Consider the following 22,279-nt stretch of genomic DNA (forward strand, 5'->3'; position numbering starts at 1 on the left):
CGGAGTATGGTCCGCCCACTTTTTTGACCGGCCAGGCTGCTCCGATCCGCTCGCGAGCGCCGAAAGCCCCAGCACTGGACAGTTTCAATGGATCACGCGGTAGACGACCAGGCCCGGATCACGTCGCCCGATACCGGTTCCGCGACGGGCACCCCTTCCCCTCGCCCTGTGACCACGGGACCGGAGCTGAGCATCGTCCTGCCGACCTTCAACGAAGCGCAGAACGTGCCGCTCATGGTCGATCTGCTGGAAAAGACGCTGGCGGGCATCGACTGGGAAGTCATCGTCGTCGACGACAATTCTCCGGACGGCACCAGCCAGACCGGCCGGGCCATCGCCCGCGGCAATCCGCGGGTCCGCGTCATCCGCCGCATCGGCCGTCGCGGCCTGTCGGGCGCCTGTGTCGAGGGCATCCTCTCCAGCTCCGCCGACTTCGTGGCCGTGATGGACGCCGACCTGCAGCATGACGAAAGCCTGCTGCCGAAGATGCTTGAGGAACTGCGTGCCGACCGGGCCGATCTGGTTGTGGCCAGCCGCAAGGTCGAGGGCGGCACCATCGGCGAGGGCCTGTCCAGCGTGCGCGCCTGGGGCTCCAACATCGCCAATGGTCTGGCCCAGAAGCTGCTGAATGTGTCGCTCAGCGACCCGATGAGCGGCTTCTTCATGATCCGCCGCCAGAAGGTCGAGGATCTGGCGCCCCAGCTCTCCGCGCAAGGCTTCAAGATCCTGCTCGACATCGTCTCCAGCGCCAAGGGCGCGCTGCGGATCAAGGAACTGCCCTTCACCTTCCGTCAGCGCCAGCATGGCGAGAGCAAGCTCGACACCCTGGTGACCCTCGACTATTTCGGCCTGCTGCTGGCGAAATATTTCGGTGATGTGGTCTCCGTCCGCTTCCTGATGTTCGGTCTGGTCGGCGCCAGCGGTCTGGTGGTGCACCTTGTTGCCCTGCGTCTCTTCCTTGTAATGGGCGCGATGGAGTTCAACTGGGCCCAGACGGCGGCTTCCTTCGTCGCCATGACCTCCAACTTCTTCCTCAACAACCAGCTGACCTACCGCGACCGGCGCCTCACCGGCGTCCGCGCGATCGTCGGGCTGGTGACCTTCTACGCGGTCTGCAGCGTCGGCGTGCTGGCCAATGTGGGCGTCGCGGATCTGGTCTATGCCGAGCCGGAATACTGGTGGCTTGCAGGCACCGCAGGCGCCATCATGGGCGCAGTGTGGAACTATGCGGCGAGCTCCGCCCTGACCTGGAAGAAGGCCTGAACCGCGCGGCAGGATCAGAGGCCAGCACAAAGGGGCACCCGTGTCTGACGACAGGACATCGATGATTTCAGCGGAGCGGCCGGGCGACCTGCCGCTTCTCTTGCGTCCGGCAGGTCTCGCGCTGGTCGTGCTGGCGCTGACCCTGCTCAAGCTCTGGTCCGGGACAAACGCCCATTTCGTCGAGGACGAGGCCTATTACCGGCTCTGGGGCCTCAACCCGGCACTCGGCTACTATGACCACCCGCCGATGATCGCCTGGTGGATCCATGCGGGTCAGTGGCTTCTGGGTGACACGGTGCTGGCCGTGCGCCTGTTCGTCATCCTGTCTTCCGTGGTCGGGTCGCTGGCGCTCTGGCGCAGCGCCTTCCTGATGGCCGGGCCGCGCGCTGCCGGTTGGTCCGTGCTCTTCCTCAATGCCAGCCTGCTGGTCGGGATTGGCGGCATTCTGGCCACCCCGGATGCGCCCTCGGTGCTCTTCTGGGGCCTTGCCTTCTGGGCCCTGACGGAGCTCTCCGTCTCTCGCAATGCCGTCTGGTGGCTGGCGGTCGGGGTCTTCGCGGGTCTGGGCCTCGCGTCCAAATATTCCGTTCTTTTTCTCGGCGCCGGCATCGTGCTCTGGCTGCTCTGGGTGCCCGAAAACCGGCGCTGGCTGGCCTGCTGGCAACTCTGGGCCGGGGGCGCGCTGGCGCTGCTGCTCTTTGCGCCGGTGCTCGTGTGGAACCACGCCCATGAGTGGGTGAGCTTCTACAAGCAGTTCGGCAGGGCAGGGCGGGGCACACTGACCGCCAAGTACGTGGGTGAGTTCCTTGGCGGCTTCATCGGTCTGCTCAATCCGCTGATCGCGGTTGCGGCCGGGGCGGGATCTTGGGCGCTGCTGCGCAAGGCCGGCCGGCGGGATCCGCTGGCAAGCCTGCTTCTGCTCACCAGCCTGCCGTTCCTTGTCTATCTTCTCTATCACAGCCTTCATGCGCGGGTTCAGGCCAACTGGCCGGCGCCGCTCTTCCCCGCCCTTGCCCTCATCGCCGCCGTCTGGGTGGCTCAGGGTCAGCGCGGGCGCGCGCGCTTCGGCGCCGTGGCGGTGGCGCTCGGGCTGGCGGTCACCGGTCTCGTGCAGGTGCATGCGGTGCATCCCCTGACCGGAGCCTTCGCCCGCAAGGACCCGACCTTCCAGCTGCGTGGCTGGCCGGAAGTCGGCGCGGAAATCAAGGCCCAGGCGGAGAAGGCCGGTGCGGCCTATGTGCTGACCACCTCCTACGCCCTGACCGGTCAGCTCGACTATCTGCTGCACGACCGCCTTCCGGTCGCCCAGATGAACGAACGCATCCGCTATGTCATGGGCCCGGCGCCCGACCCGTCGGTGCTGGCCGGTACCGGGCTCTATGTCACCACCAACCGGCGGGACAACGCCGGGCTGCTGCGCGAGCGCTTCGCCGAGGTCGAGCTGGTGGACGATTTTCCGCGTCAGGTGAAGGGCGTCGAGCTGGAGCGCATGCGCGTCTACCGGCTGGCGGATCCCCTCGGGCCGGTGCTCGACCCCGTTGAGATGACACAGCCGGAGTAGACCCGGCGGGACAAGCCGCCTTGCAATTGCACTGGATATGACGCAGGGATAGGGGAAATTTCGCGAATTTTCCCGAACGCCCTTTCATGAAGAAGATTATCCTCGGTTCTCTCGATTATGGTCTGGCCTTTGGCATCGACCGCACCCTGCGCGATCTCCTTGCTCAGGGGCGGCTGAGCGCAGTCGGCTGTCTCGTCGGCGGGGATCTGTGGCCGCGGGAATGGAAGCCCCTGCATGATCTGGTTCAGTCGGGTGGCTCCCGGATGCTGGTCGGGCTCTCGCTCGCCTTGAGCGGTGATGTGACGGCACCGCTCGGAGAGCGCATGCGCGAGGCCTTCCACGGGCGCTTTCCCTCGCGCGCGCGGCTCGAGCGGCAGGCGGTCCTGCGGCTTCTTCCCGACGAGATCATCCACCAGGAAATCGGCGCCCAGCTGAGCGCCTTCCATGACCGGCTGGGGTTCTGGCCCGACTTCATCGCCGTGCGCGAGGGCCTGATGTCCTATGGCGAGATCCAGCGCCTGGTGCTGGAGGCTGTCGAGGGGTTCGAGCTGCCAGTGCTTCCGGCGCTGGTGGGCCCGGCCGACGGCGCGCGGGCGGCGCGCAAGTTTCGCAGGAGGGCGGAGGCGCGCGGCTTCCCGGTGCTCGACTGGGGCGCACCGGTTCCCGAGATCGGCGAGGAGGAGCGGCTCTTTCGTCAGCTCCGGCATCACTTCGACCCCATGAGTGACGACACCTTCGTCGCGACCCTTGCCGGCGAACCGGATGACCGGCTGCGCCGCGCCGAGCCGGTCGAAAAACTAGCGCTGAGGGACCTCCAGCGCAAGGTGCTGGCAAGCGACCGGTTCTTTCAGCTTCTCGATGATCGTGAGGTGTTTCTCACCTGATCGAGCATCGCAAGCCGGGGTCGGAGCTGGAAGGGGCAGGACGCAGGAAACCTCCCGGCGGGAGACGGTTCCGGCGGGGGTGCGGAACCGTCTGGCCCGGGAGGCCGGCCCGAGGGCCCGGGAAGGAGACGCGGCATGTCCCCTTCCTCACGAAACAATCTGGCGCTAGTCTGATGTCCGCACTGTGACGGGCGTCACAGGTCGGCGCTTCCCGTGTTCTGCGGCCAAGATGGCGGCGTGCGCGGAACCGGAAAACAGGACAGGCGACGTGGCGGAAATCAAGGACTTCCTTCAGAACAGCTTCTCGCTGGAAGGGCTCTCTGCGGATCTGGTGGCAGGGCTGGCCTGTCTGGCACGGCCGATGAAGATCGGCGCGGGGGCCATTCTCTTTGACGCCGGCGATCCGGGCAACGGCTGCTATGCGGTGATCGACGGTTCGCTGAAGGTCTCGATCCTCTCTGTCGAGGGGGACGAGCAGCTTCTGGCCGTGCTTGGCCCCGGTCATCTGGTAGGCGAGCTGGCACTCCTCGATGGCCGGCCGCGTTCTGCCACGGTCACCGCACTGAAGGCGACGCAGCTTGCGTTCATCGAGAAACAGGCTTTCGAGCGCTTCTCCGACGCCAATCCGGCGGTCTATCGCCACATGCTGTCCATCGTCGGCCAGCGTCTGCGCCAGGCCAATGACGTTCTGGCCGCACGCTCCTTCCTGCCGCTGCCCGGCCGTGTGGCCCAGACCCTGCTCCAGCTGGCCGAGACTTTCGGCAAGCCCCTCGATGACGGGCGTGTGCTCATCCATTACAAGCTCAGCCAGGCGGACATCGCCAACATGGCGGGGGCAGCGCGCGAAAACGTCAGCCGCGTGCTCAACGACTGGAAGCGGGCGGGCACGGTCACGCGCATTTCCGGATATTATTGCATTGAAAAACCTGAGATTCTGACCAAGGCAGCGACCCTCTGAGGGTAGCGCTGCCTGGCGTTTCCCACTATGTCGCCGGTCTCCCCTCTCGACATTTCATGAAGGATAGCCCTCGTGACCGACACGCCCGACAGTTCCGATGAAGCACCGACCGGTGACCTGACCCTGCGTACCATGGCTATGCCGGGTGACACGAATGCCGCGGGGGACATCTTCGGCGGCTGGGTTCTGTCCCAGATGGATCTGGCGGGGGGCATTGCCGCGAGCCAGCGGGCGGAGGGTCGTGTGGTGACCGTCGCCGTGGACAAGATGAAGTTCATCCGTCCCGTCCACGTGGGCGACATCATGTGCATTTACAGCCGCATCGGCCGGATCGGCACGTCCTCCATGGAAATGCATCTGGAGGCCTGGGCCCTGCGCTATCTCCAGAAGGTCCGGGAAAAGGTGACCCAGGCGACCTTCACCATGGTGGCGGTCGATGATGATGGTCGACCCCGGCCTGTCCCCGTTCGCGAGGACGAAGCCTGACCGGAGCGATCAGGCCGCCGCGAGACGATGGCGGCGGACGATGTCCGCGGCCAGTCCCTCGTCGATGACCCGCGAGCAGCCGCTGCGCCAATAGGCGAGCTGATCCCTCAGGCGCTGCGCCCGCTCCGCATCCGACAGGGGCGGCAGATGCAGCGGCAGCCGGCGCAGCAGGCGCCCGGCCTTGAGGCGGTCCAGCACACAGGCCTCGGCCGCGACTTCGAGGGAAAGACCGTCTGCCTCGACAGCGGGAAGCAGGGTGTCCGGGATCAGGTGACGCAAGTCGGCCTCCGTCGATACACGCAACAGGGTCGACCCGTGGAACGGGTGCTTTGACATGAAATCCTCCATCGGTTGCCCGAGGAGGACTGGCGCTTTGGAAAATTCGACCGATTTGTTGTCGGCTGACCGTCACTGACGGTGCACGACCACATCCCCGGCGGGAACCACCTTGCCCGATCAGGCAGGTTGGCGAGGGCGCCAGCCCTTCTCTTGATGTCTGGCGCGCTTATGCCACGGGTGCGTTTGCTTGGCAAGAGGCTGCCCATGCGGTAGCCGCAGGGCAGGTCTGTGGCCTCGCGCGCGGTCGGCGGGGCGGATCAGTAGTGCGGCGGCTTGTCGACCTGGTGGCCGGGGAGGGCGTTCTCGATCAGCTCTTCCATCTGGTCTGTCATCTCCGCGAGCTTGCGGGTCAGCCGATGGATCTGCTTTCCCTGCTCGATCACCACGTCGTTGAGCTCGTCGATCGTGTGATTGGCATGGGCCAGGTCGATCTCGAGTTTTTCGATGCGGGCTTCGTGGTCGCTCAAGGACATTCTCCAGATGGGGGGCGGCAATCGGCGCTTGATATCACCTTCGCCGCCCAACCTGAAGAGGGGATGCCGTCAGCCGACCAGCTTGGCCAGGCCCATGACGAACAGGGCGACGGTGGCCAGAACGACGAGATAGAACCAGAACCGTACGGGAATGAAGAAGATGCTGTCGCCGCGCACCATCAGGATTTCCTCGCCGGTCTTCTTGTCGACCACCAGGCGACCCTTGTCCGTGCGCTGGCAGATGCGCAGGGCGCCATAGGCCCCGAGGCTGCAGCCGACCGCCACGATGGCCGGTGCCAGATCACCGGGGACGGACCCCTCGACCAGTGCATAGAGGAACAGTCCGAGAATGCCGCCGAGGCAGACACCCAGCGGCAGGAGGAGGCCCCAGCCTCGCCAGATCAGAAACATGCTTGTCTTTCCAGAGATGAGAGGCGCCGGCCGGCCAGGAAAATGGAGTTCTGCCGCTGCGAGACGCCGTAAGGGTAGGCCTGTCCCGAATAGGAAAACCCGGCGTTCCTTGCAAGCCATGCGAGCCTGTTTTCTGAGGCAAGCGGCATCTTTGAGGGGAGTGAGGGGCCGCATCGCCTCGGTGCGTCCCGTGTGGCACTTTCTCGCTCCGCCATGCTCGGGCTTGTCCCGAGCATCGAGTTGGGAGGCCTTTGGGGCTATGCTCCAAGCGGTGCCTGACAAGCAAAAAAGGCGGCCCGAAGGCCGCCCTTTCCGCAAAGCTTGAGCTTTGAGCGTTTGGGCTTGCTTGAAGCCCATGCCGCCACTGAACCCGCCGTAGCGGGTTCAGCTTTAAGTTGATGGTCGGCTTTATGGGCTTAGAAGCCCATGCCGCCACTGAACCCGCCGTAGCGGGTTCAGCTTTAAGTTGATGGTCGGCTTTATGGGCTTAGAAGCCCATGCCGCCCATGCCACCCATGTCCGGAGCCGGCATGCCGGAGTCCTTCTTGGCAACTTCGCCAACCATGGCTTCGGTGGTGATCAGCAGACCAGCGACGGAAGCAGCGTCCTGCAGAGCGGTACGCACAACCTTGGTCGGGTCGATGATGCCGGCTTCGATCATGTTGACGAACTTCTCGGTCTGGGCGTTGAAGCCGAACGAGGTGTCGTCATTTTCCAGGATCTTGCCAACAACGATGGAGCCTTCGACGCCAGCGTTGGTTGCGATCTGACGGATCGGAGCTTCCAGGGCGCGCAGGACGATCTTGATGCCGGCTGCGATGTCGGCGTTGTCGGAAGCCAGGGCTTCGACGGCCTTCTTGGCGCGCAGCAGGGCGGTGCCGCCACCCGGGACGATGCCTTCTTCAACGGCTGCGCGGGTTGCGTTCAGCGCGTCGTCGATGCGGTCCTTCTTTTCCTTCACTTCGATTTCGGTCGCACCGCCAACGCGGATCACGGCCACGCCGCCAGCGAGCTTGGCAAGACGTTCCTGCAGCTTCTCGCGGTCGTAATCGGAAGTGGTTTCTTCGATCTGAGCCTTGATCTGAGCGACGCGGCCTTCGATGTCGGACTTCTCGCCGGCACCATCAACGATGGTGGTGGTTTCCTTGGTGATGGAAACCTTGTCGGCGGTGCCGAGCATGTCGAGGGTCACGTTCTCGAGCTTGATGCCCAGGTCTTCGGAAATGACGGTGCCGCCGGTCAGGACGGCGATGTCTTCCAGCATGGCCTTGCGGCGATCGCCGAAGCCCGGAGCCTTGACGGCAGCGATCTTCAGGCCGCCACGCAGCTTGTTGACGACCAGGGTTGCCAGGGCTTCGCCTTCAACGTCTTCTGCGATGATGAGCAGCGGACGGGAGGACTGAACAACGGCTTCCAGGATCGGCAGCATGGCCTGCAGGTTGGAGAGCTTCTTTTCGAAGAGCAGGATGTACGGCTTGTCCAGCTCGGCCTGCATCTTTTCGGCGTTGGTCACGAAGTACGGGGACAGGTAGCCACGGTCGAACTGCATGCCTTCGACGACTTCGAGTTCGGTCTCGAGGGACTTGGCTTCTTCGACGGTGATGACGCCTTCGTTGCCGACGCGCTGCATGGCTTCGGCAATGTCCTTACCGACCTGCTCGTCGCCGTTGGCGGAGATGGTGCCGACCTGAGCCACTTCTTCAGAGGTGGTGATGGTCTTGGAGGCAGCGATCAGAGCCTTGACGGCTTCGGCAGCGGCCATGTCGACGCCGCGCTTCAGGTCCATCGGGTTCATGCCGGCAGCAACGGCCTTGGCGCCTTCCTTGACGATGGCCTGAGCCAGAACCGTCGCGGTGGTGGTGCCGTCACCAGCGATGTCGTTGGTCTTGGAAGCAACTTCCTTGACCATCTGTGCGCCCATGTTTTCGAACTTGTCTTCGAGTTCGATTTCCTTGGCGACGGAGACACCGTCCTTGGTGATGCGCGGAGCGCCGAAGGACTTGTCGAGGACGACGTTACGACCCTTCGGGCCGAGGGTCACCTTGACGGCGTTGGCGAGGATGTCCACGCCGCGCAGCATCTTGTCGCGGGCTTCGGTCGAAAACTTAACTTCTTTAGCAGCCATGTGATCGTCTCACTTCTTGCTGGAATTCAAACGGAAATCAAAAGCGGTTCGCGGATTTACGCGATCACGCCCATGATGTCGGATTCCTTCATGATCAGCAGGTCTTCACCGTTGATCTTCACTTCGGTGCCGGACCACTTGCCGAACAGGACGCGGTCGCCTGCCTTGACATCAAGCGGGATCAGCTCGCCATTGTCCTTGCGGGCACCGGTGCCGACGGCGACGATTTCGCCTTCCTGCGGCTTTTCCTTTGCGGTGTCCGGAATGATGATGCCGCCAGCGGTCTTTGCTTCAGACTCAACGCGACGGACAACGACACGATCGTGCAGCGGACGAAATGCCATGTTGTGTTTCCTCTCATGGTGCACGCCCCCACCTTCAGGCAGCGTGCGGGCATGATGATCAGGGTTATCGGAAAACCGGGAAGATGCCTCTTCCTCGGTGTGTTAGCACTCCCACTTGGCGAGTGCTAATCACGCCATTCGAGATAGGAGGCGGGGCAGGCTTTGTCAATGTTCGGAGGGGAAAATTTTGCCCTGCGCGGGGAACCGATTTGAGGCTCAATCGTTGTTGCGCCGCACAGTCCCGGGAGTGCCCGGCAGGGCTTCCGGAAGAACGTGCTGACCTGGCATTCCAACCGGCCGGTTCGGCAGTTTCACCAAAGCATACTCGCAGTCAAATGAGACAGGGATGTGACCCTGCCTAGCCGCCCTTCACGACCGAGAAGGGCAGAGTGACCGTGGCCGTGCCGGCGGATGCGTCCATCCGGTCGGTAACCGTCAGCTCGAGACGAAACTCACCCGCAGGCAGCCCTTCGAAGGCAAAGCGCAGCGAGGCGGAGACCTCCCGCTTCCGGCTCCGGGCAGATCCGGTGATCGTCGCGAACCCGTCCTGGCTGGCAAGAACCTGACCGCCCGGCGTGAGCAGACGGTAGCTCACGTCCATCCGGTAGCCGGTCATGCCTTCGGTCGTCTGGAAGCCATAGGCCACCGGCTCGAGATAGACATGCAGCGGCTTACCGGCGGCGAACACTGCGGTCTCGCGCGCGGTGAAGAGGCCGAAGCCGGCGGAGCTGCCGTCGATGAAGAGGGCCCGCGCGAGAGTGATCGGCGCGGCGTCCCAGGCCTGGTCCAGCGTCTCGCGCGCCGTGGCAAGCGCCTCGGGAAGCGGCAGGTCGGCGGAGAGCGCCGGGGTCTGTGTCGGGGATGAGGACTGGGAGAGGGCCGGACCATTGCCGCACAGCATCAGTGCCGCGACGGTCGCGCACAGGACCCTGTTGCGGGTCGAGGACACCGGATCTCGATGCATTCCAGGAACCTCCCTGTCGCAGGGGAGGAAAATCCCCTGACATCAGAAGAGGATATAAACTCTTCGCGGAAACCGCACAAGAAACATGGCGGAAAAGAGGCGCGAACTGGTAAACGCCGCGCGGCTCAGGCGCCGCGGGCCATCCAGGACTGCTTCTTGCGATAGATGGTCGAGGGGCTGATCTCGAGGGCGGCGGCCGCCATGGCGATGTTGCCGTCGAAGGCGTCCAGGGCGGTTTCGATGATCCGCCGTTCCTGCGCCCAGAGCGGCTCGATGCTGCCGAAGGGCCGGGCGACGCTGGCCGCACGCGACTTTTCCCGGTGCAGGTCGACCACGGAAGACGGGGTCTGCCGGCGGGCGGGGTCGCGGATGAGCAGCGGCAGCATGGCGTGGGTGATGGCCAGACCTTCGTTCATCACGACGATCTGCCGGATGGTGTTTTCCAGCTGACGCACGTTGCCGGGCCAGTTGTAGGCGATCAGCGCGGCTTCGGCGTCCGCATCGAACCCCTTGAACGAGCGGCCTTCCTCACGGGAGTAACGGTGCAGGAAGGTCTCGGCCAGAAGCAGGATGTCTTCCCGCCGGTCGCGCAAGGGCGGCAGCGGGATCGGCAGCACATGCAGCCGGTAATAGAGATCTTCGCGGAAGCGGCCGGCCGAAATCTCTTCCAGCGGGTTCCGGTTGGTGGCGCAGATGATACGGGCATCCACCTTGCGCGTCACGGTTTCGCCGAGGCGCTGGAAGCTGCCGGTCTGCAGGAAGCGCAGGAGCTTGCTCTGCAGCAGAAGATCCATCTCGCCGATTTCGTCGAGGAACAGGGTGCCGCCGTCGGCCTGTTCCGCCGCCCCGATCCGGGTGTCGGAGGCGCCGGTGAAGGCGCCGCGCACGTGGCCGAAGATCTCGCTTTCGATCAGATCCCGCGGGATGGCCGCGCAGTTGAGGGCGATGAAGGGGGCCTTGCGCCGGTCGGACTGGGCGTGCAGCGCGGTCGCGCACAGCTCCTTGCCGGTTCCGGATTCGCCGGTGATGAAGACCGGTGCCTGGGAGGGGGCCATGCGGCGGATCTTGTCATAGACCTCGCGCATGCTGGTCGAGGCGCCGATGAGCTGTTCGAGGCCCCGGGGAGACTGAAGGCCGCTGCTCAGGATTGAGGACTGGGCGGCCGGGTGGGCCTGGGTGTCGAGGCGGGCCGAGCCCTGAGGGGTGGTGGTTCCACCGTGCTGCGCGCCAGAGACCATGGCCGCATCGCGGATCGTCTGGGGACGGCGCTGTTCGAGCTGGAATGTGATCTTGGAGGCGAGGGCGTCGAGGGAAAAGGGCTTGGTCAGGAAGTCATGTGCCCCGCACCGCATGGCACTCACGGCCCGCGAGATCGACCCCTGCGCCGAGACGGCCACGATGACGGAGGAAGGGCAGCGAACCGCAAAGGTCTCGAGGGCATCTTCGCCACCGATGCTCTCCAGATCCACGATCAGGACATCGGTGTTGATGCGGGACAGTTCGTTGAGGCAGTTGGTGGCGTCGGTGTAGAGGGTCGGCTCGTCGCAGGCGACGGCCAGCTTGGCGCAGACGGCTGCCGTCCGGGCGCCTTCCGACGCAGATGAATCCAGAACACGCACTGTTACCGGCTTGGCCATGCCCCCATTACTTCCCATTTCTGGGCGTCCCCTTCTCACGAGTGCTGCGACACGGGCACCAGATTGCGCCCGCTCAGACACATTCGCGTATCAGGGTAAACAAAGCGTTGTCCTTGTTGAAAATTGCGAGTGCAATTCCCGGCAAGGCCGACCCCGGCTTGCAGCAATCAGCAGGGATCCTCAGATCTGTCCGGCCAGATAGCCGGCGAAGAAGGCGAGGCACAGCGCAACAAGGCAACCCAGGATCGCCAGCATCAGCGAGGTTTCCGAATAGACCCGCGCCCCCAGACAGGACACCGTGGCAACGGGTCTGGCGCTTTGGCGCGGAAGCGCAGGGGCATAGGCTGTCGCTCCCTGTGCGGCGAGCTCCGCAAGTCCGGAGAGGGCAGACAGGGCGCGGGACGCCGACAGGGAACGGACGTCCCCAGGAATCGACGCCGGCAGCGGGGCGGTGAGCGCTCCGCCCGGCATGAGCCCGCTCCAGGTCATGGCAGAAGGCCGCCGGGTCGGCGCCCCGTCGCGGTGTCCCTCTTCGGAAAACCGGAAAACAGGCACGTAGGATCCCTTCGGAATGAGGATGCGCACCGGATCGTCCGCGCCCTGGTCGTCGTAGTAGAGGGCCAGCCTGCGCCGCAGCCGGGCAGCCTCCACCCGGACGATCGGGTTGGTGTTCGGGTCGAAGCTTTCGTCTCGCCCCAGCGCCTCCACGGCAATCGTGTAGCCCTTCAGCTCCTGCTCCCGATTCTCCAGTACGGCGCGTACCACATATGCAAGAAAGGCCCGCAACTGGCCGACGGGGGCAAAGACCTCGCTTTGCAGCACGGCGACGAGCGCATTGCGAATGTCATCGGTCGACGGGGTGTCATCCTGACTTGTGGAAGCACTCAGCACGGGCGTCGCAGAAGCCGGCTCCGGTATGGGGCTATGCTCCTGAGCGGGGAGGGATTGGCGTGGGGCAGGAGTGCGCTCCGTGGCGGGAAGTCCGATCGCGGCATCTGGCGGGCGCGGTGCGCGAATGCCGGGATTGCTTTCGACCCCGGCGACGTCCCCAATGGGGTGACCAGTCGCGCCGCTGGTCTCGTTCGATATATCTGCGTGCCCGAGTTTCTTCAGGGCGCTGCCCCATCGGGTGAGCCGTGATCTGTTCCTGTCGACCGTTTCCTGCCTTTCCACGATCTCTGCCTCCCGAGCGTGGCTGGAGCATGCACGCCCCAAATCCGGGCATGCTTAACGTTACGTAAAAAAAGCGATGAAGAAAAGAGGGGGGAGCGCACGCCGGTAAACTTGCCAGAACCGACAGGGGCGACGATGCAGGACTGCGCAAGCCTGTCAGGTGAGGGCAGGGAGCTTGGGGCTAATCGGGGGACAAGTCCCGCTTTTCTCCGTTGCTGCCGGAGCAGGGGCTCGGAAGGACAAAAAGATTAAGGCATGATTAACGCTGGATTTGTGATTCGAGTAAGAGAGCACGCGCGATCATGGGGCGCACCGCGACCATCTTCATCGTGATTTGCATGGCCGTGATATCTGCCTCGGCCGCGACCATTCTCGTCTTCCAGTTGGGGCGACCGGTCGGTGAGGCAGTGTCGCTGTCGCTGGCGATCATGTGCACGATGATCCTGCTGCATGTTCTCTTCACCCGCTCCCGCGATCGGGGTGCCCTTGGCGAGGTGGTCGACCGCCTCGAGGACCGGATCGCCGAGATCGACGAGGATGTGGGCAATCTCGAGGGTCGGCTGACCGGCATGGAAAGCACGATCCCCCACCGGACCCGTCAGGAGATCGATCCGCTCTTTGCCGAAGTCGAGGTGCTGGGAACGCTGGTCAAGCAGATGGCTGAGGCCATGTCCGATCTGGAAACCCGGGTCGAGGAACAGGGCCAGCTTCCCCATGCGCCGCAGCCGGCATTGCCGTCCTATGGCGCGCGCCCGTCCATGACCTATGACCAGGGAATGGCGCCCCAACTTTCGGCACCCCAGTCCGCCATGGCACCGGGGTCTCATGTCCATGCGGATGCCCGTCCGGTGCCCCCCTCCATGCCTCAGGCCATGGCGCCCCATGACGGGCAGCGCGAGACGGTGCGCCAGGAATGGTCCTCCGGCTACGTCCAGCCCGAGCCGCCACGCTCCGCTCCGGCGCCGCAGCCCGCGCCCCGGGACGACTATGTGGATCCCTATGCGGCTCCCAGATCTCGCGGCCAGCAGACGGTCTATCCGCCTCAGGGGCAGCCTGGCGGCGGCAATGGTGGCGGTGATCCGGCCATGCGCGAGATCATCAACGCGGCCCTGAACAACAACCGCGTCGAGTTGCATCTCCAGCCGATCGTCACCCTGCCGCAGCGCCAGGTGAAATACTACGAGGCCTACACCCGCCTGCGCGACAGCGAGGGCCAGCTGATCGAGGCTGCCGTCTTCATGCCGGAGGCGATCCGCTCCGGCCGCATTGCCCGCATCGACAACCTGCTGCTCTTCCGCTCCATACAGGTCATCCGCCGCCTGACATCGCGCAGCCGCAACACGGCCCTGTTCTGCAATCTCTCGTCCCTGTCCCTGATCGACGAAACCTTCTTCCCGGGCTTCCTGGAGTTCGTGAAGGCAAACCGCACCTTCTCCGAGGTGCTGGTCTTCGAGTTCAGCCAGCAGGACGTGAACCAGATGGGCGTGATGGAGCTGGAAAGCCTGAGCGCCCTGTCCGAGCTCGGCTTCCGCTTCTCCGTCGATGGCATCACCGACATGAAGATGGACTTCAAGGCCCTCGCTCAGCGCGGGTTCAAGTATGCCAAGCTGCACTGCGACTATCTGATCGGCCGCCGTCAGGCCAATCACGGGCACATCCACCCGTCCGACTTCGGCGACCTGCTGCACCGCTACGGCATCACGCTTATCCCGAACCATGTGGAAACCGAATCCCAGGTTCTGGAGCTGCTGGATCTGGATGTGGGCCTGGCCCAGGGCAATCTCTTCTCGCCCGCCCGTCCGGTTCGTGCCGAAGTGCTGCAAGGGGCCCCGGCGCCCGCACCGGCCGCACCCGGGCGTGGTCCCTCCCGCCAGTCCGACAGGGCCCAGGCCGCGCAGTAAGCCGTTCGCGACAACGCTCCGCCTTTTCACGGTTCAGGACCCCGTACTAAGTTTGAGCCTGATCCGGTTTGAACCCGGGTACAGCAAATGCAAGGGTCGCCGGCGTCGTGTGACACCGGCGGCCTTTTCCATGCTCGCTTCAATTGAGAGAGCGTGGCGGTCTCAGCCGCCGCTGGCAGCCTTGCGCACCGCCTCGACCGAGGCTTCCGGGCCCACGGCGGCGAAGGTCGGGGCCGAGGCACCCAGCAGCCGCTTGGCGACTCGCTTCACGTCATCCAGGGTCACCGCCTCGATCTCGCCGTTGCGGCGGTCGAAATAATCGATGCCGAGCTTGGAGTTCTGCAGCGCGACCAGCTGGGCCGCGATCTTGGCCGAGGTATCGAACCGCAGCGCATAGGAGCCGGTCAGATACTTCTTGGCGCTGACGAGTTCTTCTTCGCTCGGGCCCTCTTCGGCCATGCGGCGCAGTTGCTCGCGGATCACCTCGACGGTCTCGCCTGCGCGATCCGCCCGGGTCGCAACGGAGCCGACGAGCATTCCGCCCGCATCATAGGGCGCCAGAGAGGTGCCGATGCCATAGGTCAGGCCGCGCTTTTCGCGCACTTCCTCATAAAGCCAGGAGGTGAAGGACCCGCCGCCGAGGATGTGGTTCATCACATAGGCGGCCTGATAGTCCGGATCCTCCCGGGTGATGCCGGGCAGGGCGAAGAAGATCTGGGTCTGGGGCACATCGAGCAGACCGGTGACGGTCTCGCCGGGCGTGAACTCCAGGGATGCCACCGCATCGAGCTGCGACGTGGCCGGCAGCGCGCCGAAGGTCTTGTCCAGGGCACTCGCCAGGGTCTCGGCATCAATGTCGCCCACCACGCCGATCATCAGCGTATCGCGGCCGATGACCCGCTTGAACTGGGCGCGCAGATCGTCAGCCGTCAGCGCCGCCATGCTCTCTTCGGTGCCCTCGGTCTGCCAGGTGTAGGGGTGCTCGCCCAGAAGGCTCTTGTAGAGAAGCTCGCTGGCGATGTCCTGCGGGTCCTGCTTGGAGCGGCGGATGCCGGTGAGGAACTGTGTTTTCATCCGGTCGACCGGCGCCGCGTCGAATCGCGGCTGGGTCAGGGCCAGCGCCGTCAGGTCGAAGGCCTCGTCCCGCGTGGCGGTGAGGGTGCGCAGGGTGCCGTAGAAATAGTCCTTGCCCGTGTCGAAGCTGAGCGAGATGGACTGTTCTTCCAGACGGGCCTGGAACTCTTCGGAGGTCAGATCGCCGGCGCCCTCGTCCAGCGTGGCGGCGAGCAGACGGGTCAGGCCTTGCTTGCCCTCCGGATCCTGCGTCGCCCCGCCCTTGAAGGCGAAGTTCATGGCGACCAGCGGCACCGTGTGGTCCTCGACCAGCCAGGCCTCGATGCCACCCGGGCTGGTGACTTTCTGGATTTCGACCGCTTGGGCGGAGGTGAGGGCAAGACCGAGCAGACCGAGACCGGTCACGACGGGCTTGAGAAGACGCGCGACAGACATGGAAAGGCTCCTCGCTCTGTCAGAAGAAAGGGAAAGCGGCGCGGGGGCCGTGAACTTGATCAGGTGACGCACGCGCTCAACCCTGCTTTTCGGGGGCGGTTGCAGCGGCAGTGTCCTCGGGCTTGGGTCGGGTCAGCAGCCCCACCACCGGATCGCCGGAGAGATACTTGCGGGCCACGGCCTGCACCTGTTCCGGGGTGACCTTCTTCATGCGCTGCGGCCAGGTCTGCACGTCCTCAACCGTCTTGCCGGTGGTCAGGGCGCTGCCGAAGATGCGGGCCAGCGCCTGCTGGCTGTCCTGGGCGAACACGGCTTCCGCGATCATGGACTTCGTCGCCTTGGCGACTTCCTCTTCGCTCACCCCATCCTTCAGCACCCGGGCGAGTTCGGCCCGGATCAGCTTTTCCATTTCGTCGAGGTCATGGCCCGGGGTCGGTGCGGCGTAGAAGCCGAACTGTCCCATGTCCAGGCTGCCGCTCTGGTAATAGGCCCCGGCGGCCGTGGCGATGCGCTGCTCCAGCACGCCGGCCTTGTGCAGGCGACTGGTCGGTCCGCCGCCGAGGATATAGGCGAGCAGTTCGAGGGCTTCCGGCTCTCCGTCCGTGCCGGTGGCATCGCTGGGGACCAGATAGGAGTAGCTGACGGTTTCCTGGGTCACGCGCGGGTCGGCCATGCTGATGCGCCGTTCGCCGGCCAGCGGCGGTTCGGCCGGGCGCACGCGCGCTCCCGGTTCGGCCCGGCGGGCCACCTTGCCATAGGTCTCCTCGGCCAGCGCCTTGACCTCGTCGGCCTCCACGTCACCGGCAATCACCAGCACCGCGTTGTTGGGCGTGTAGAACCGGTCATAGAAGGCGATCGCGGAGTCCTCGTTCAGGGCTTCGATCTCGCTCTGCCAGCCGATCACCGGCGAGCCATAGGGATGGTTCACGAAGAGGATCGAGGTGAGGGCTTCGCGCAGGCGCGAGGACGGTTCGCTGTCCACCCGCATGCGGCGTTCTTCCAGAACCACATCCCGCTCCGGCTTCACCACTTCGTCGGTGAGGATGAGGTTTTCCATCCGGTCGGCCTCGAAGGCCATCATCAGCGGAAGATGTTCCTTGGCCACGCGCTGGAAATAGGCGGTGTAGTCGGTGGTGGTGAAGGCGTTTTCCTCGCCCCCCAGCTCCGCCACGGTCTTGGAGAACTCGCCGTCCGGATGGGCGGTCGTGCCCTTGAACATCAGGTGCTCTAGGAAGTGGGCGACCCCCGACTGTCCTTCCGGCTCATCGGCGCTGCCGACCTTGTACCAGACCATGTGGGTGACAACCGGCGCGCGGTGATCGGGGATCACGACGACTTCCATGCCGTTGGTCAGCGTGAAATGGCTGAGATTGGGCGCGAACACGTCGGCCTCGACCTCGGCGGCTGCCGCGGGATTTGCGGTCGGCGCAGCACCCGCGGCCATGAGCGGCGCGGGCACCAGCAGGGTGGAGCAGACAAGGGCGGCCAGCAACCCGTAGCGGGTGCGGCGCGGGCCGGGCAGGAAGCGGGTCCTCGATGAGGCAGGCTGCACGGTAATTCTCCTTCTTGGATGGACCGGGGCCGCGCGCAACCGGCGCGCCGTGCCTTCGGCGGATCGTGAGGAAAGCTATCCGTCCTCCTCTCCGAAATCCCATTAAAGTTCGGTCATGTTCGTGGCGAGACAAGGTCCGGGTCAATCTTTCGCAGCGAATTCTTCGTGTCCTGCGGGTGATCGCTCTCTCATAGGACTGGGGATAGCGCTGGGGCCAATGCTTGGGACCATCGCGAAAGGTGACAAGAAAAAACCCGGCTCGCGGGAGCCGGGTTTCGAAAACGTCAGGGCCTGAGGTCAAAGCACTGTCAGCGGCGGCAGTCGTCGCCGTTGCCACCCTTTTCCTCCAGGCAGCGCATGTCGAGCGGCTTGGCGCTGTAGGTGTCGAAATTGGTCGGCTTCGTCTCCGTCGCGACCGTCTCCGGCAGAGGTGCATTGGCGGCGGGCACGGAGTACTCGACCGGAGGTTCGGTCAGATACTTGCGCACGGCCAGCTTCTTGCGGGTGTTTTGGCCATCAGAGACCTGGCTCGCCGCATCAAGCGCGTTGGCGTTGATGGACTTCTGCTCTTCATTGGTCAGCAGACCGCCGGAGATGATGTCCGCATCCCGGTTTTCGGCCGCCACGTCCCGTTCGCGATCGGTGATCACGTTGATGCCGCGCATCTGTTCCGGCGACAGCTGGGTGCCGAGCTTGTTGCGCTGAAGCGGATCCTTTTCCGCATAGATGGCGCGGACCTTTTCCAGCGACGCATTCTGCTGGTTGGCCGGCCAGTCGGGAGAAGCGGTTCCGGCAACGGCGGTTTCAGGTGGCGGCAGCTTGCTCGCATCGGCCGGCATGGCCAGCGGCGCGCGCGGCTTGTACTCGATCTGCTTGGCATGGGGATCCACGGCGCCCAGACCGCTCATGATGGAGTTGACGAGAGCCGTATCCGGCGCCTGGCTCGTTCCGTCCGCGGCCTGGCATGCTGCAAGCGCGAGGCCTGCGACCACAATCATTCCTGCCCGTCGAAACACGCTCATCATCGTCCGCTGCACCCTGGAAATCCCGTTGTCTTTTCCTCCGGCCACCCGCGGCCAGAAAAGGCACGGCTGAAGAGGGCGGTTCTCAGGAACCATAGATCTTCATTTTGCGGCTGAATTAGGACCGCGCTTGAGACTGTCATACAGGAGACCGAGCACCCCGGCAACGATCCAGACATCCGCCAGATTGAAGACGTACCAGGAGAAGCTGCCCACGTGGAAGTGAACGAAATCAACGACAGCGCCATGGACGAAGCGGTCGATCCCGTTGCCGATCGCCCCGCCCAGAATGAGGGCAAGGCTCACCAGAACCAGCGGGTCCCGGCTCCGGACGCTCCAGACCCAGATGCCGATGGAAGCCCCGATCGTGAAGATCGCGAGCGCCCAGCGGCCCAGGTCGCTGTCCTGCTGGAAGAGACCGTAGGAAATGCCGCGGTTCCAGACCAGCACGATGTCGAGGACGGGGAGCAGGGCGATTCGGCCGAGCTCTCCCAGATCCAGACCGAAGAGCACCCAGAGCTTGCTGGCCTGATCGAGGATCAGGCCGAGCACGGCGATGACCAGAACCCGGGGGCTCGAGGCCGACCACACCCAGCCGCGCGAGGCGCTCGGCCGGGTGGAGGAAGTGGGATCGCTCATCGGGGTCATCCTGTTGCCAACCGGAAGGAGGGGGCAGCGTCAGCCTCAGGCTGCCGCGTGCTCCGCATCCCATTCGCGCAGCGCGTCCGCATCCCGCAGGCTCACCTCCGGATAGTCCGGGTCGGTGCCGACCTCGGGGAGGATCTTCCAGGAGCGGGCGCATTTGGTGCCCTCGGCCAGGCCCGGAACAACGGCCACGCCGGGTGTGTCGTCCAGGGTGAAGGCGCCCTCCGGTGCGGCTGCATCGGTCAGGGTGATCTGGCTGGTGATGGCGATGTCGGCCATGTCGCGGCCGGTCAGGGCTGCCATAAGGTCCGGATCGGTCACATGCACAACCGGATGCGCCTCGAGGGACGAGCCGATGCGCTTTTCGCGGCGTTCGATTTCCAGCGCCCCGGTGATCACCCGGCGCACCTTGCGGATCTTGTCCCACTTGGCTGCGAGCGCGTCGTCGCGCCATGCGGCCGGAACATCCGGGAACTGCTGCAGATGCACGCTCTCCGCCTCGCCGAAGCGCGACATCCAGCTCTCTTCCATGGTGAAGGGCAGGAGCGGCGCCATCCAGGTCACGAGGCACTTGAACAGCTGCTCGATCACGTAGAGGGCCGACTTGCGCCGCACCGACGACTTGCCGTCGCAGTAGAGCGCATCCTTGCGGATGTCGAAGTAGAAGGCCGACAGGTCCACGGTCATGAACGTGAACAGGTGGTGGAACACGCGCTTGTAGTCGAAGTCCCAGTAGGCCTTGCGGACGAGATCGTCCAGCTCGGCCAGACGGTGCAGCATCAGCCGCTCCAGCTCGGGCATGTCGGCCAGCGCCACTTCCTCGCCGGTGGAGTGGGCAAGCGAGCCCAGCATCCAGCGCAGGGTGTTGCGCAGCTTGCGGTAGCTGTCGACGGAGGTCTTCAGGATCTCCTGGCCGATGCGCTGGTCCTCGGAATAGTCGCCGGAGGCCACCCACAGGCGCAGGATGTCGGCGCCGTACTGCTTGATCACGTCCTGCGGGAACACCTGGTTGCCGAGAGACTTCGACATCTTGCGGCCGTCTTCGGCCATGGTGAAGCCGTGGGTCAGCACCGCGTCATAGGGCGCGTGGCCACGGGTGCCGCAGCTTTCCAGCAGCGAGGAGTGGAACCAGCCGCGATGCTGGTCCGAGCCTTCCAGATAGAGAACGTAGTCGTCGCCACCGGTGCCCTGACGCTTCGGCGACAGGTCGTCGCGGCCTTCCAGCACGAAGGCATGGGTGGAGCCGCTGTCGAACCAGACATCGAGGATGTCGGTGACCATGTCCCACTCGTCCGCCTTGTAGTCGGAGCCGAGGAAGCGTTCCTTGGCACCGTCCTTGTACCAGGCGTCCGCGCCTTCAACCTTGAAGGCCTCGAAGATGCGGGCGTTGACGGTCTCGTCCTTCAGGACCTCGGAGGTCTCCTTGTTGACGAAAACGGAGATCGGCACGCCCCAGGCGCGCTGGCGCGACAGCACCCAGTCCGGACGGTTCTCGATCATCGAACGCAGGCGGTTCTGACCCGAGCCCGGCACGAAGCGGGTCTGGTCGATGGCCTTGAGCGCCCGGGCACGCAGGGTGTCGCCTTCCGCCTCGATAGCGCGGTCCATATAGACGAACCACTGCGGCGTGTTGCGGAAGATGATCGGCTTCTTGGAACGCCAGGAATGCGGATACTGGTGCTTCAGGCGGCCGAGACCGATAAGGTTGCCGGCGTCTTTCAGATACTCGATGGCAACCTTGTTGGCCTTGCCCTTCTCACCCTTGTGAGTGATCACCTGAACGCCGTCGAAGCCCGGAGCGTCCTTGGTGTAGAAGCCGTCGTCGGCCACGGTGAAGGGGATGGCGGTGTCGATGCCGCGCGCTTCCAGCTCGCGGGACGAGGCCATCCAGATCTCGAAGTCGTCCACGCCGTGGCCCGGAGCGGTGTGCACGAAGCCGGTACCGGCATCGTCGGTCACATGGTCGCCGTCCAGCAGCGGCACGTCGAACTGATAGCCACCCAGTCCTAGTTCTCTGAAGGGGTGCTGTAACGTAATTTTCGCAAGGTGTTCATGCGGAACGTCGCGATCCCTTGCAAACTCTGAAATACGAGCATTCTTAAACACTTCTGCGGCCAACGCGTCAGCGAGGATGAAACGGTCGCCCTTTTGTACCCAATTGTCTTCCGGCAGGCCGTCCTGGGTCACTTCGTAGAGACCGTAGGAAATCCGGTTGGAATAGGAAACCGCCCGGTTGCCCGGCATGGTCCAGGGAGTTGTGGTCCAGATGACCACGGATGCTCCTTCGAGATACTCTTGGGGTTGAAGAGCTGCAGGCCGCTGTCCCGGCTTCAAAGGTTGCATAGTGTCAGTTTGAACTACCGGGAACTTCACCCAGATCTGGTCGGACTGGTATTCGTGATATTCGATTTCCGCCTCGGCCAGGGCGGTCTTTTCCACCACGGACCACATCACCGGCTTGGAGCCGCGATAGAGCTGGCCGGAGGTGGCGAATTTCATCAGCTCGTTGGCGATGACCGCTTCCGCCTCGAAGCGCATGGTCAGGTAGGGGTTGTCCCAGTCGCCCTCGATGCCCAGGCGCTTGAACTCGGCCTTCTGCACGCCGATCCAGTGGTCGGCGAACTCACGGCATTCCTGACGGAATTCGATGACCGGAACCTCGTCCTTGTTCTTGCCCTTGGCGCGATACTGTTCCTCGATCTTCCACTCGATCGGCAGGCCATGGCAGTCCCAGCCCGGAACGTAGTTGCTTTCCCAGCCGGTCATCTGCATGGAGCGGGTGACCATGTCCTTCAGCGTCTTGTTCAGCGCGTGACCGATGTGGATGTTGCCGTTGGCATAGGGAGGGCCGTCGTGCAGGACGAACTTCTTCCGGCCCTTGCCCTGTTCGCGCAGGCGCTTGTAGAGCTCCATCTTCTCCCAGCGGGCGATCAGTTCCGGCTCCTTCTGGGGCAGGCCGGCGCGCATGGGAAAGTCGGTGGTGGGAAGGTTCAGGGTCTCGGAATAGTCGCGGGTCTTGGTGTCGCTCATCG

Annotated in this window: 19 protein-coding genes and 1 riboswitch; of the genes, 6 read left to right on the forward strand and 13 right to left on the reverse strand. The window is 64.5% G+C overall.

Annotated features, from left to right (window positions below):
• Positions 1-87: 87 nt before the first annotated feature.
• The 5 genes from FR728_RS01665 (at position 88) to FR728_RS01685 (ending at position 5,152) form a co-directional block, all read left to right on the forward strand.
• Positions 88-1,263 carry a glycosyltransferase family 2 protein gene (locus tag FR728_RS01665; protein WP_149890926.1) on the forward strand — a complete coding sequence of 392 codons (1,176 nt, stop codon included), beginning with the start codon at positions 88-90 and terminating at the stop codon, positions 1,261-1,263.
• Between the two features lie 61 nt (positions 1,264-1,324).
• Positions 1,325-2,824 carry an ArnT family glycosyltransferase gene (locus tag FR728_RS01670; RefSeq protein WP_149892141.1) on the forward strand — a complete coding sequence of 500 codons (1,500 nt, stop codon included), beginning with the start codon at positions 1,325-1,327 and terminating at the stop codon, positions 2,822-2,824.
• Between the two features lie 86 nt (positions 2,825-2,910).
• Positions 2,911-3,708 carry a ChbG/HpnK family deacetylase gene (locus FR728_RS01675; protein ID WP_149890927.1) on the forward strand — a complete coding sequence of 266 codons (798 nt, stop codon included), beginning with the start codon at positions 2,911-2,913 and terminating at the stop codon, positions 3,706-3,708.
• A 268-nt stretch (positions 3,709-3,976) separates the two neighbouring features.
• Positions 3,977-4,666: a Crp/Fnr family transcriptional regulator gene (locus FR728_RS01680; protein WP_149890928.1), complete on the forward strand. Its 690-nt coding sequence runs from the start codon at positions 3,977-3,979 to the stop codon at positions 4,664-4,666.
• 132 nt (positions 4,667-4,798) lie between these two features.
• Positions 4,799-5,152, forward strand: a complete 354-nt coding sequence (locus FR728_RS01685; protein ID WP_377175313.1) for an acyl-CoA thioesterase — start codon at positions 4,799-4,801, stop codon at positions 5,150-5,152.
• Between the two features lie 9 nt (positions 5,153-5,161).
• Here the strand turns inward: FR728_RS01685 and FR728_RS01690 are convergent, their stop codons facing one another.
• The 8 genes from FR728_RS01690 to FR728_RS01725 form a co-directional block, all read right to left on the reverse strand.
• Complete coding sequence (locus tag FR728_RS01690) at positions 5,162-5,488, reverse strand: hypothetical protein (protein WP_149890930.1); 327 nt, start codon at positions 5,486-5,488, stop codon at positions 5,162-5,164.
• Between the two features lie 44 nt (positions 5,489-5,532).
• Positions 5,533-5,653: riboswitch (SAM-I-IV-variant riboswitch) on the reverse strand.
• A gap of 95 nt (positions 5,654-5,748) precedes the next feature.
• Entirely contained in the window at positions 5,749-5,958 is a 210-nt protein-coding gene (locus FR728_RS01695) for a SlyX family protein (protein ID WP_208998614.1), read from the reverse strand.
• A gap of 75 nt (positions 5,959-6,033) precedes the next feature.
• Complete coding sequence (locus FR728_RS01700) at positions 6,034-6,375, reverse strand: hypothetical protein (RefSeq protein WP_149890932.1); 342 nt, start codon at positions 6,373-6,375, stop codon at positions 6,034-6,036.
• Positions 6,376-6,862: 487 nt separating this feature from the next.
• Positions 6,863-8,500 carry a chaperonin GroEL gene (gene groL / locus FR728_RS01705; protein ID WP_149890933.1) on the reverse strand — a complete coding sequence of 546 codons (1,638 nt, stop codon included), beginning with the start codon at positions 8,498-8,500 and terminating at the stop codon, positions 6,863-6,865.
• A gap of 56 nt (positions 8,501-8,556) precedes the next feature.
• Positions 8,557-8,844: a co-chaperone GroES gene (gene groES, locus FR728_RS01710; RefSeq protein WP_149890934.1), complete on the reverse strand. Its 288-nt coding sequence runs from the start codon at positions 8,842-8,844 to the stop codon at positions 8,557-8,559.
• Between the two features lie 358 nt (positions 8,845-9,202).
• A complete protein-coding gene (locus FR728_RS01715) occupies positions 9,203-9,808 on the reverse strand; it encodes a hypothetical protein (RefSeq protein WP_149890935.1) in 606 nt (201 codons plus the stop codon).
• A gap of 125 nt (positions 9,809-9,933) precedes the next feature.
• Positions 9,934-11,463 carry a sigma-54 dependent transcriptional regulator gene (locus FR728_RS01720; protein WP_149890936.1) on the reverse strand — a complete coding sequence of 510 codons (1,530 nt, stop codon included), beginning with the start codon at positions 11,461-11,463 and terminating at the stop codon, positions 9,934-9,936.
• A 162-nt stretch (positions 11,464-11,625) separates the two neighbouring features.
• Entirely contained in the window at positions 11,626-12,336 is a 711-nt protein-coding gene (locus FR728_RS01725) for a hypothetical protein (RefSeq protein ID WP_149890937.1), read from the reverse strand.
• A gap of 584 nt (positions 12,337-12,920) precedes the next feature.
• Here FR728_RS01725 and FR728_RS01730 point away from each other — a divergent pair.
• Positions 12,921-14,519, forward strand: coding sequence for an EAL domain-containing protein (locus FR728_RS01730; protein WP_149890938.1), 1,599 nt, complete (start codon positions 12,921-12,923; stop codon positions 14,517-14,519).
• A 162-nt stretch (positions 14,520-14,681) separates the two neighbouring features.
• Here FR728_RS01730 and FR728_RS01735 read toward each other — a convergent pair whose 3' ends face one another.
• From FR728_RS01735 to ileS, 5 genes are all read right to left on the reverse strand, one after another.
• Positions 14,682-16,028, reverse strand: a complete 1,347-nt coding sequence (locus FR728_RS01735; RefSeq protein WP_149890939.1) for a M16 family metallopeptidase — start codon at positions 16,026-16,028, stop codon at positions 14,682-14,684.
• A gap of 76 nt (positions 16,029-16,104) precedes the next feature.
• Positions 16,105-17,580, reverse strand: a complete 1,476-nt coding sequence (locus FR728_RS01740) for a M16 family metallopeptidase (RefSeq protein WP_341872922.1) — start codon at positions 17,578-17,580, stop codon at positions 16,105-16,107.
• Positions 17,581-17,888: 308 nt separating this feature from the next.
• The gene (locus FR728_RS01745) at positions 17,889-18,578 is read right to left on the reverse strand and encodes a hypothetical protein (RefSeq protein WP_149890940.1); all 690 of its coding nucleotides are present in this window, start codon (positions 18,576-18,578) and stop codon (positions 17,889-17,891) included.
• A gap of 126 nt (positions 18,579-18,704) precedes the next feature.
• Positions 18,705-19,241: a signal peptidase II gene (lspA, locus tag FR728_RS01750; RefSeq protein WP_149890941.1), complete on the reverse strand. Its 537-nt coding sequence runs from the start codon at positions 19,239-19,241 to the stop codon at positions 18,705-18,707.
• A gap of 45 nt (positions 19,242-19,286) precedes the next feature.
• Entirely contained in the window at positions 19,287-22,277 is a 2,991-nt protein-coding gene (gene ileS / locus FR728_RS01755) for an isoleucine--tRNA ligase (protein WP_149890942.1), read from the reverse strand.
• Positions 22,278-22,279 lie beyond the last annotated feature (2 nt).

It is taken from the genome of Roseibium aestuarii, from assembly GCF_008477545.1.
Taxonomy (GTDB): domain Bacteria; phylum Pseudomonadota; class Alphaproteobacteria; order Rhizobiales; family Stappiaceae; genus Roseibium; species Roseibium aestuarii.

Coding starts and splice junctions, on each gene's coding strand:
- FR728_RS01665 (WP_149890926.1), top strand. CDS start 88: ATGGATCACGCGGTAGACGACCAGGCCCGGATCACGTCGCCCGATACC.
- FR728_RS01670 (WP_149892141.1), top strand. CDS start 1,325: ATGATTTCAGCGGAGCGGCCGGGCGACCTGCCGCTTCTCTTGCGTCCG.
- FR728_RS01675 (WP_149890927.1), top strand. CDS start 2,911: ATGAAGAAGATTATCCTCGGTTCTCTCGATTATGGTCTGGCCTTTGGC.
- FR728_RS01685 (WP_377175313.1), top strand. CDS start 4,799: ATGGCTATGCCGGGTGACACGAATGCCGCGGGGGACATCTTCGGCGGC.
- FR728_RS01690 (WP_149890930.1), bottom strand. CDS start 5,488: ATGTCAAAGCACCCGTTCCACGGGTCGACCCTGTTGCGTGTATCGACG.
- FR728_RS01700 (WP_149890932.1), bottom strand. CDS start 6,375: ATGTTTCTGATCTGGCGAGGCTGGGGCCTCCTCCTGCCGCTGGGTGTC.
- groL (WP_149890933.1), bottom strand. CDS start 8,500: ATGGCTGCTAAAGAAGTTAAGTTTTCGACCGAAGCCCGCGACAAGATG.
- groES (WP_149890934.1), bottom strand. CDS start 8,844: ATGGCATTTCGTCCGCTGCACGATCGTGTCGTTGTCCGTCGCGTTGAG.
- FR728_RS01715 (WP_149890935.1), bottom strand. CDS start 9,808: ATGCATCGAGATCCGGTGTCCTCGACCCGCAACAGGGTCCTGTGCGCG.
- FR728_RS01720 (WP_149890936.1), bottom strand. CDS start 11,463: ATGGGAAGTAATGGGGGCATGGCCAAGCCGGTAACAGTGCGTGTTCTG.
- FR728_RS01730 (WP_149890938.1), top strand. CDS start 12,921: ATGGGGCGCACCGCGACCATCTTCATCGTGATTTGCATGGCCGTGATA.
- FR728_RS01735 (WP_149890939.1), bottom strand. CDS start 16,028: ATGTCTGTCGCGCGTCTTCTCAAGCCCGTCGTGACCGGTCTCGGTCTG.
- FR728_RS01745 (WP_149890940.1), bottom strand. CDS start 18,578: ATGATTGTGGTCGCAGGCCTCGCGCTTGCAGCATGCCAGGCCGCGGAC.
- lspA (WP_149890941.1), bottom strand. CDS start 19,241: ATGAGCGATCCCACTTCCTCCACCCGGCCGAGCGCCTCGCGCGGCTGG.
- ileS (WP_149890942.1), bottom strand. CDS start 22,277: ATGAGCGACACCAAGACCCGCGACTATTCCGAGACCCTGAACCTTCCC.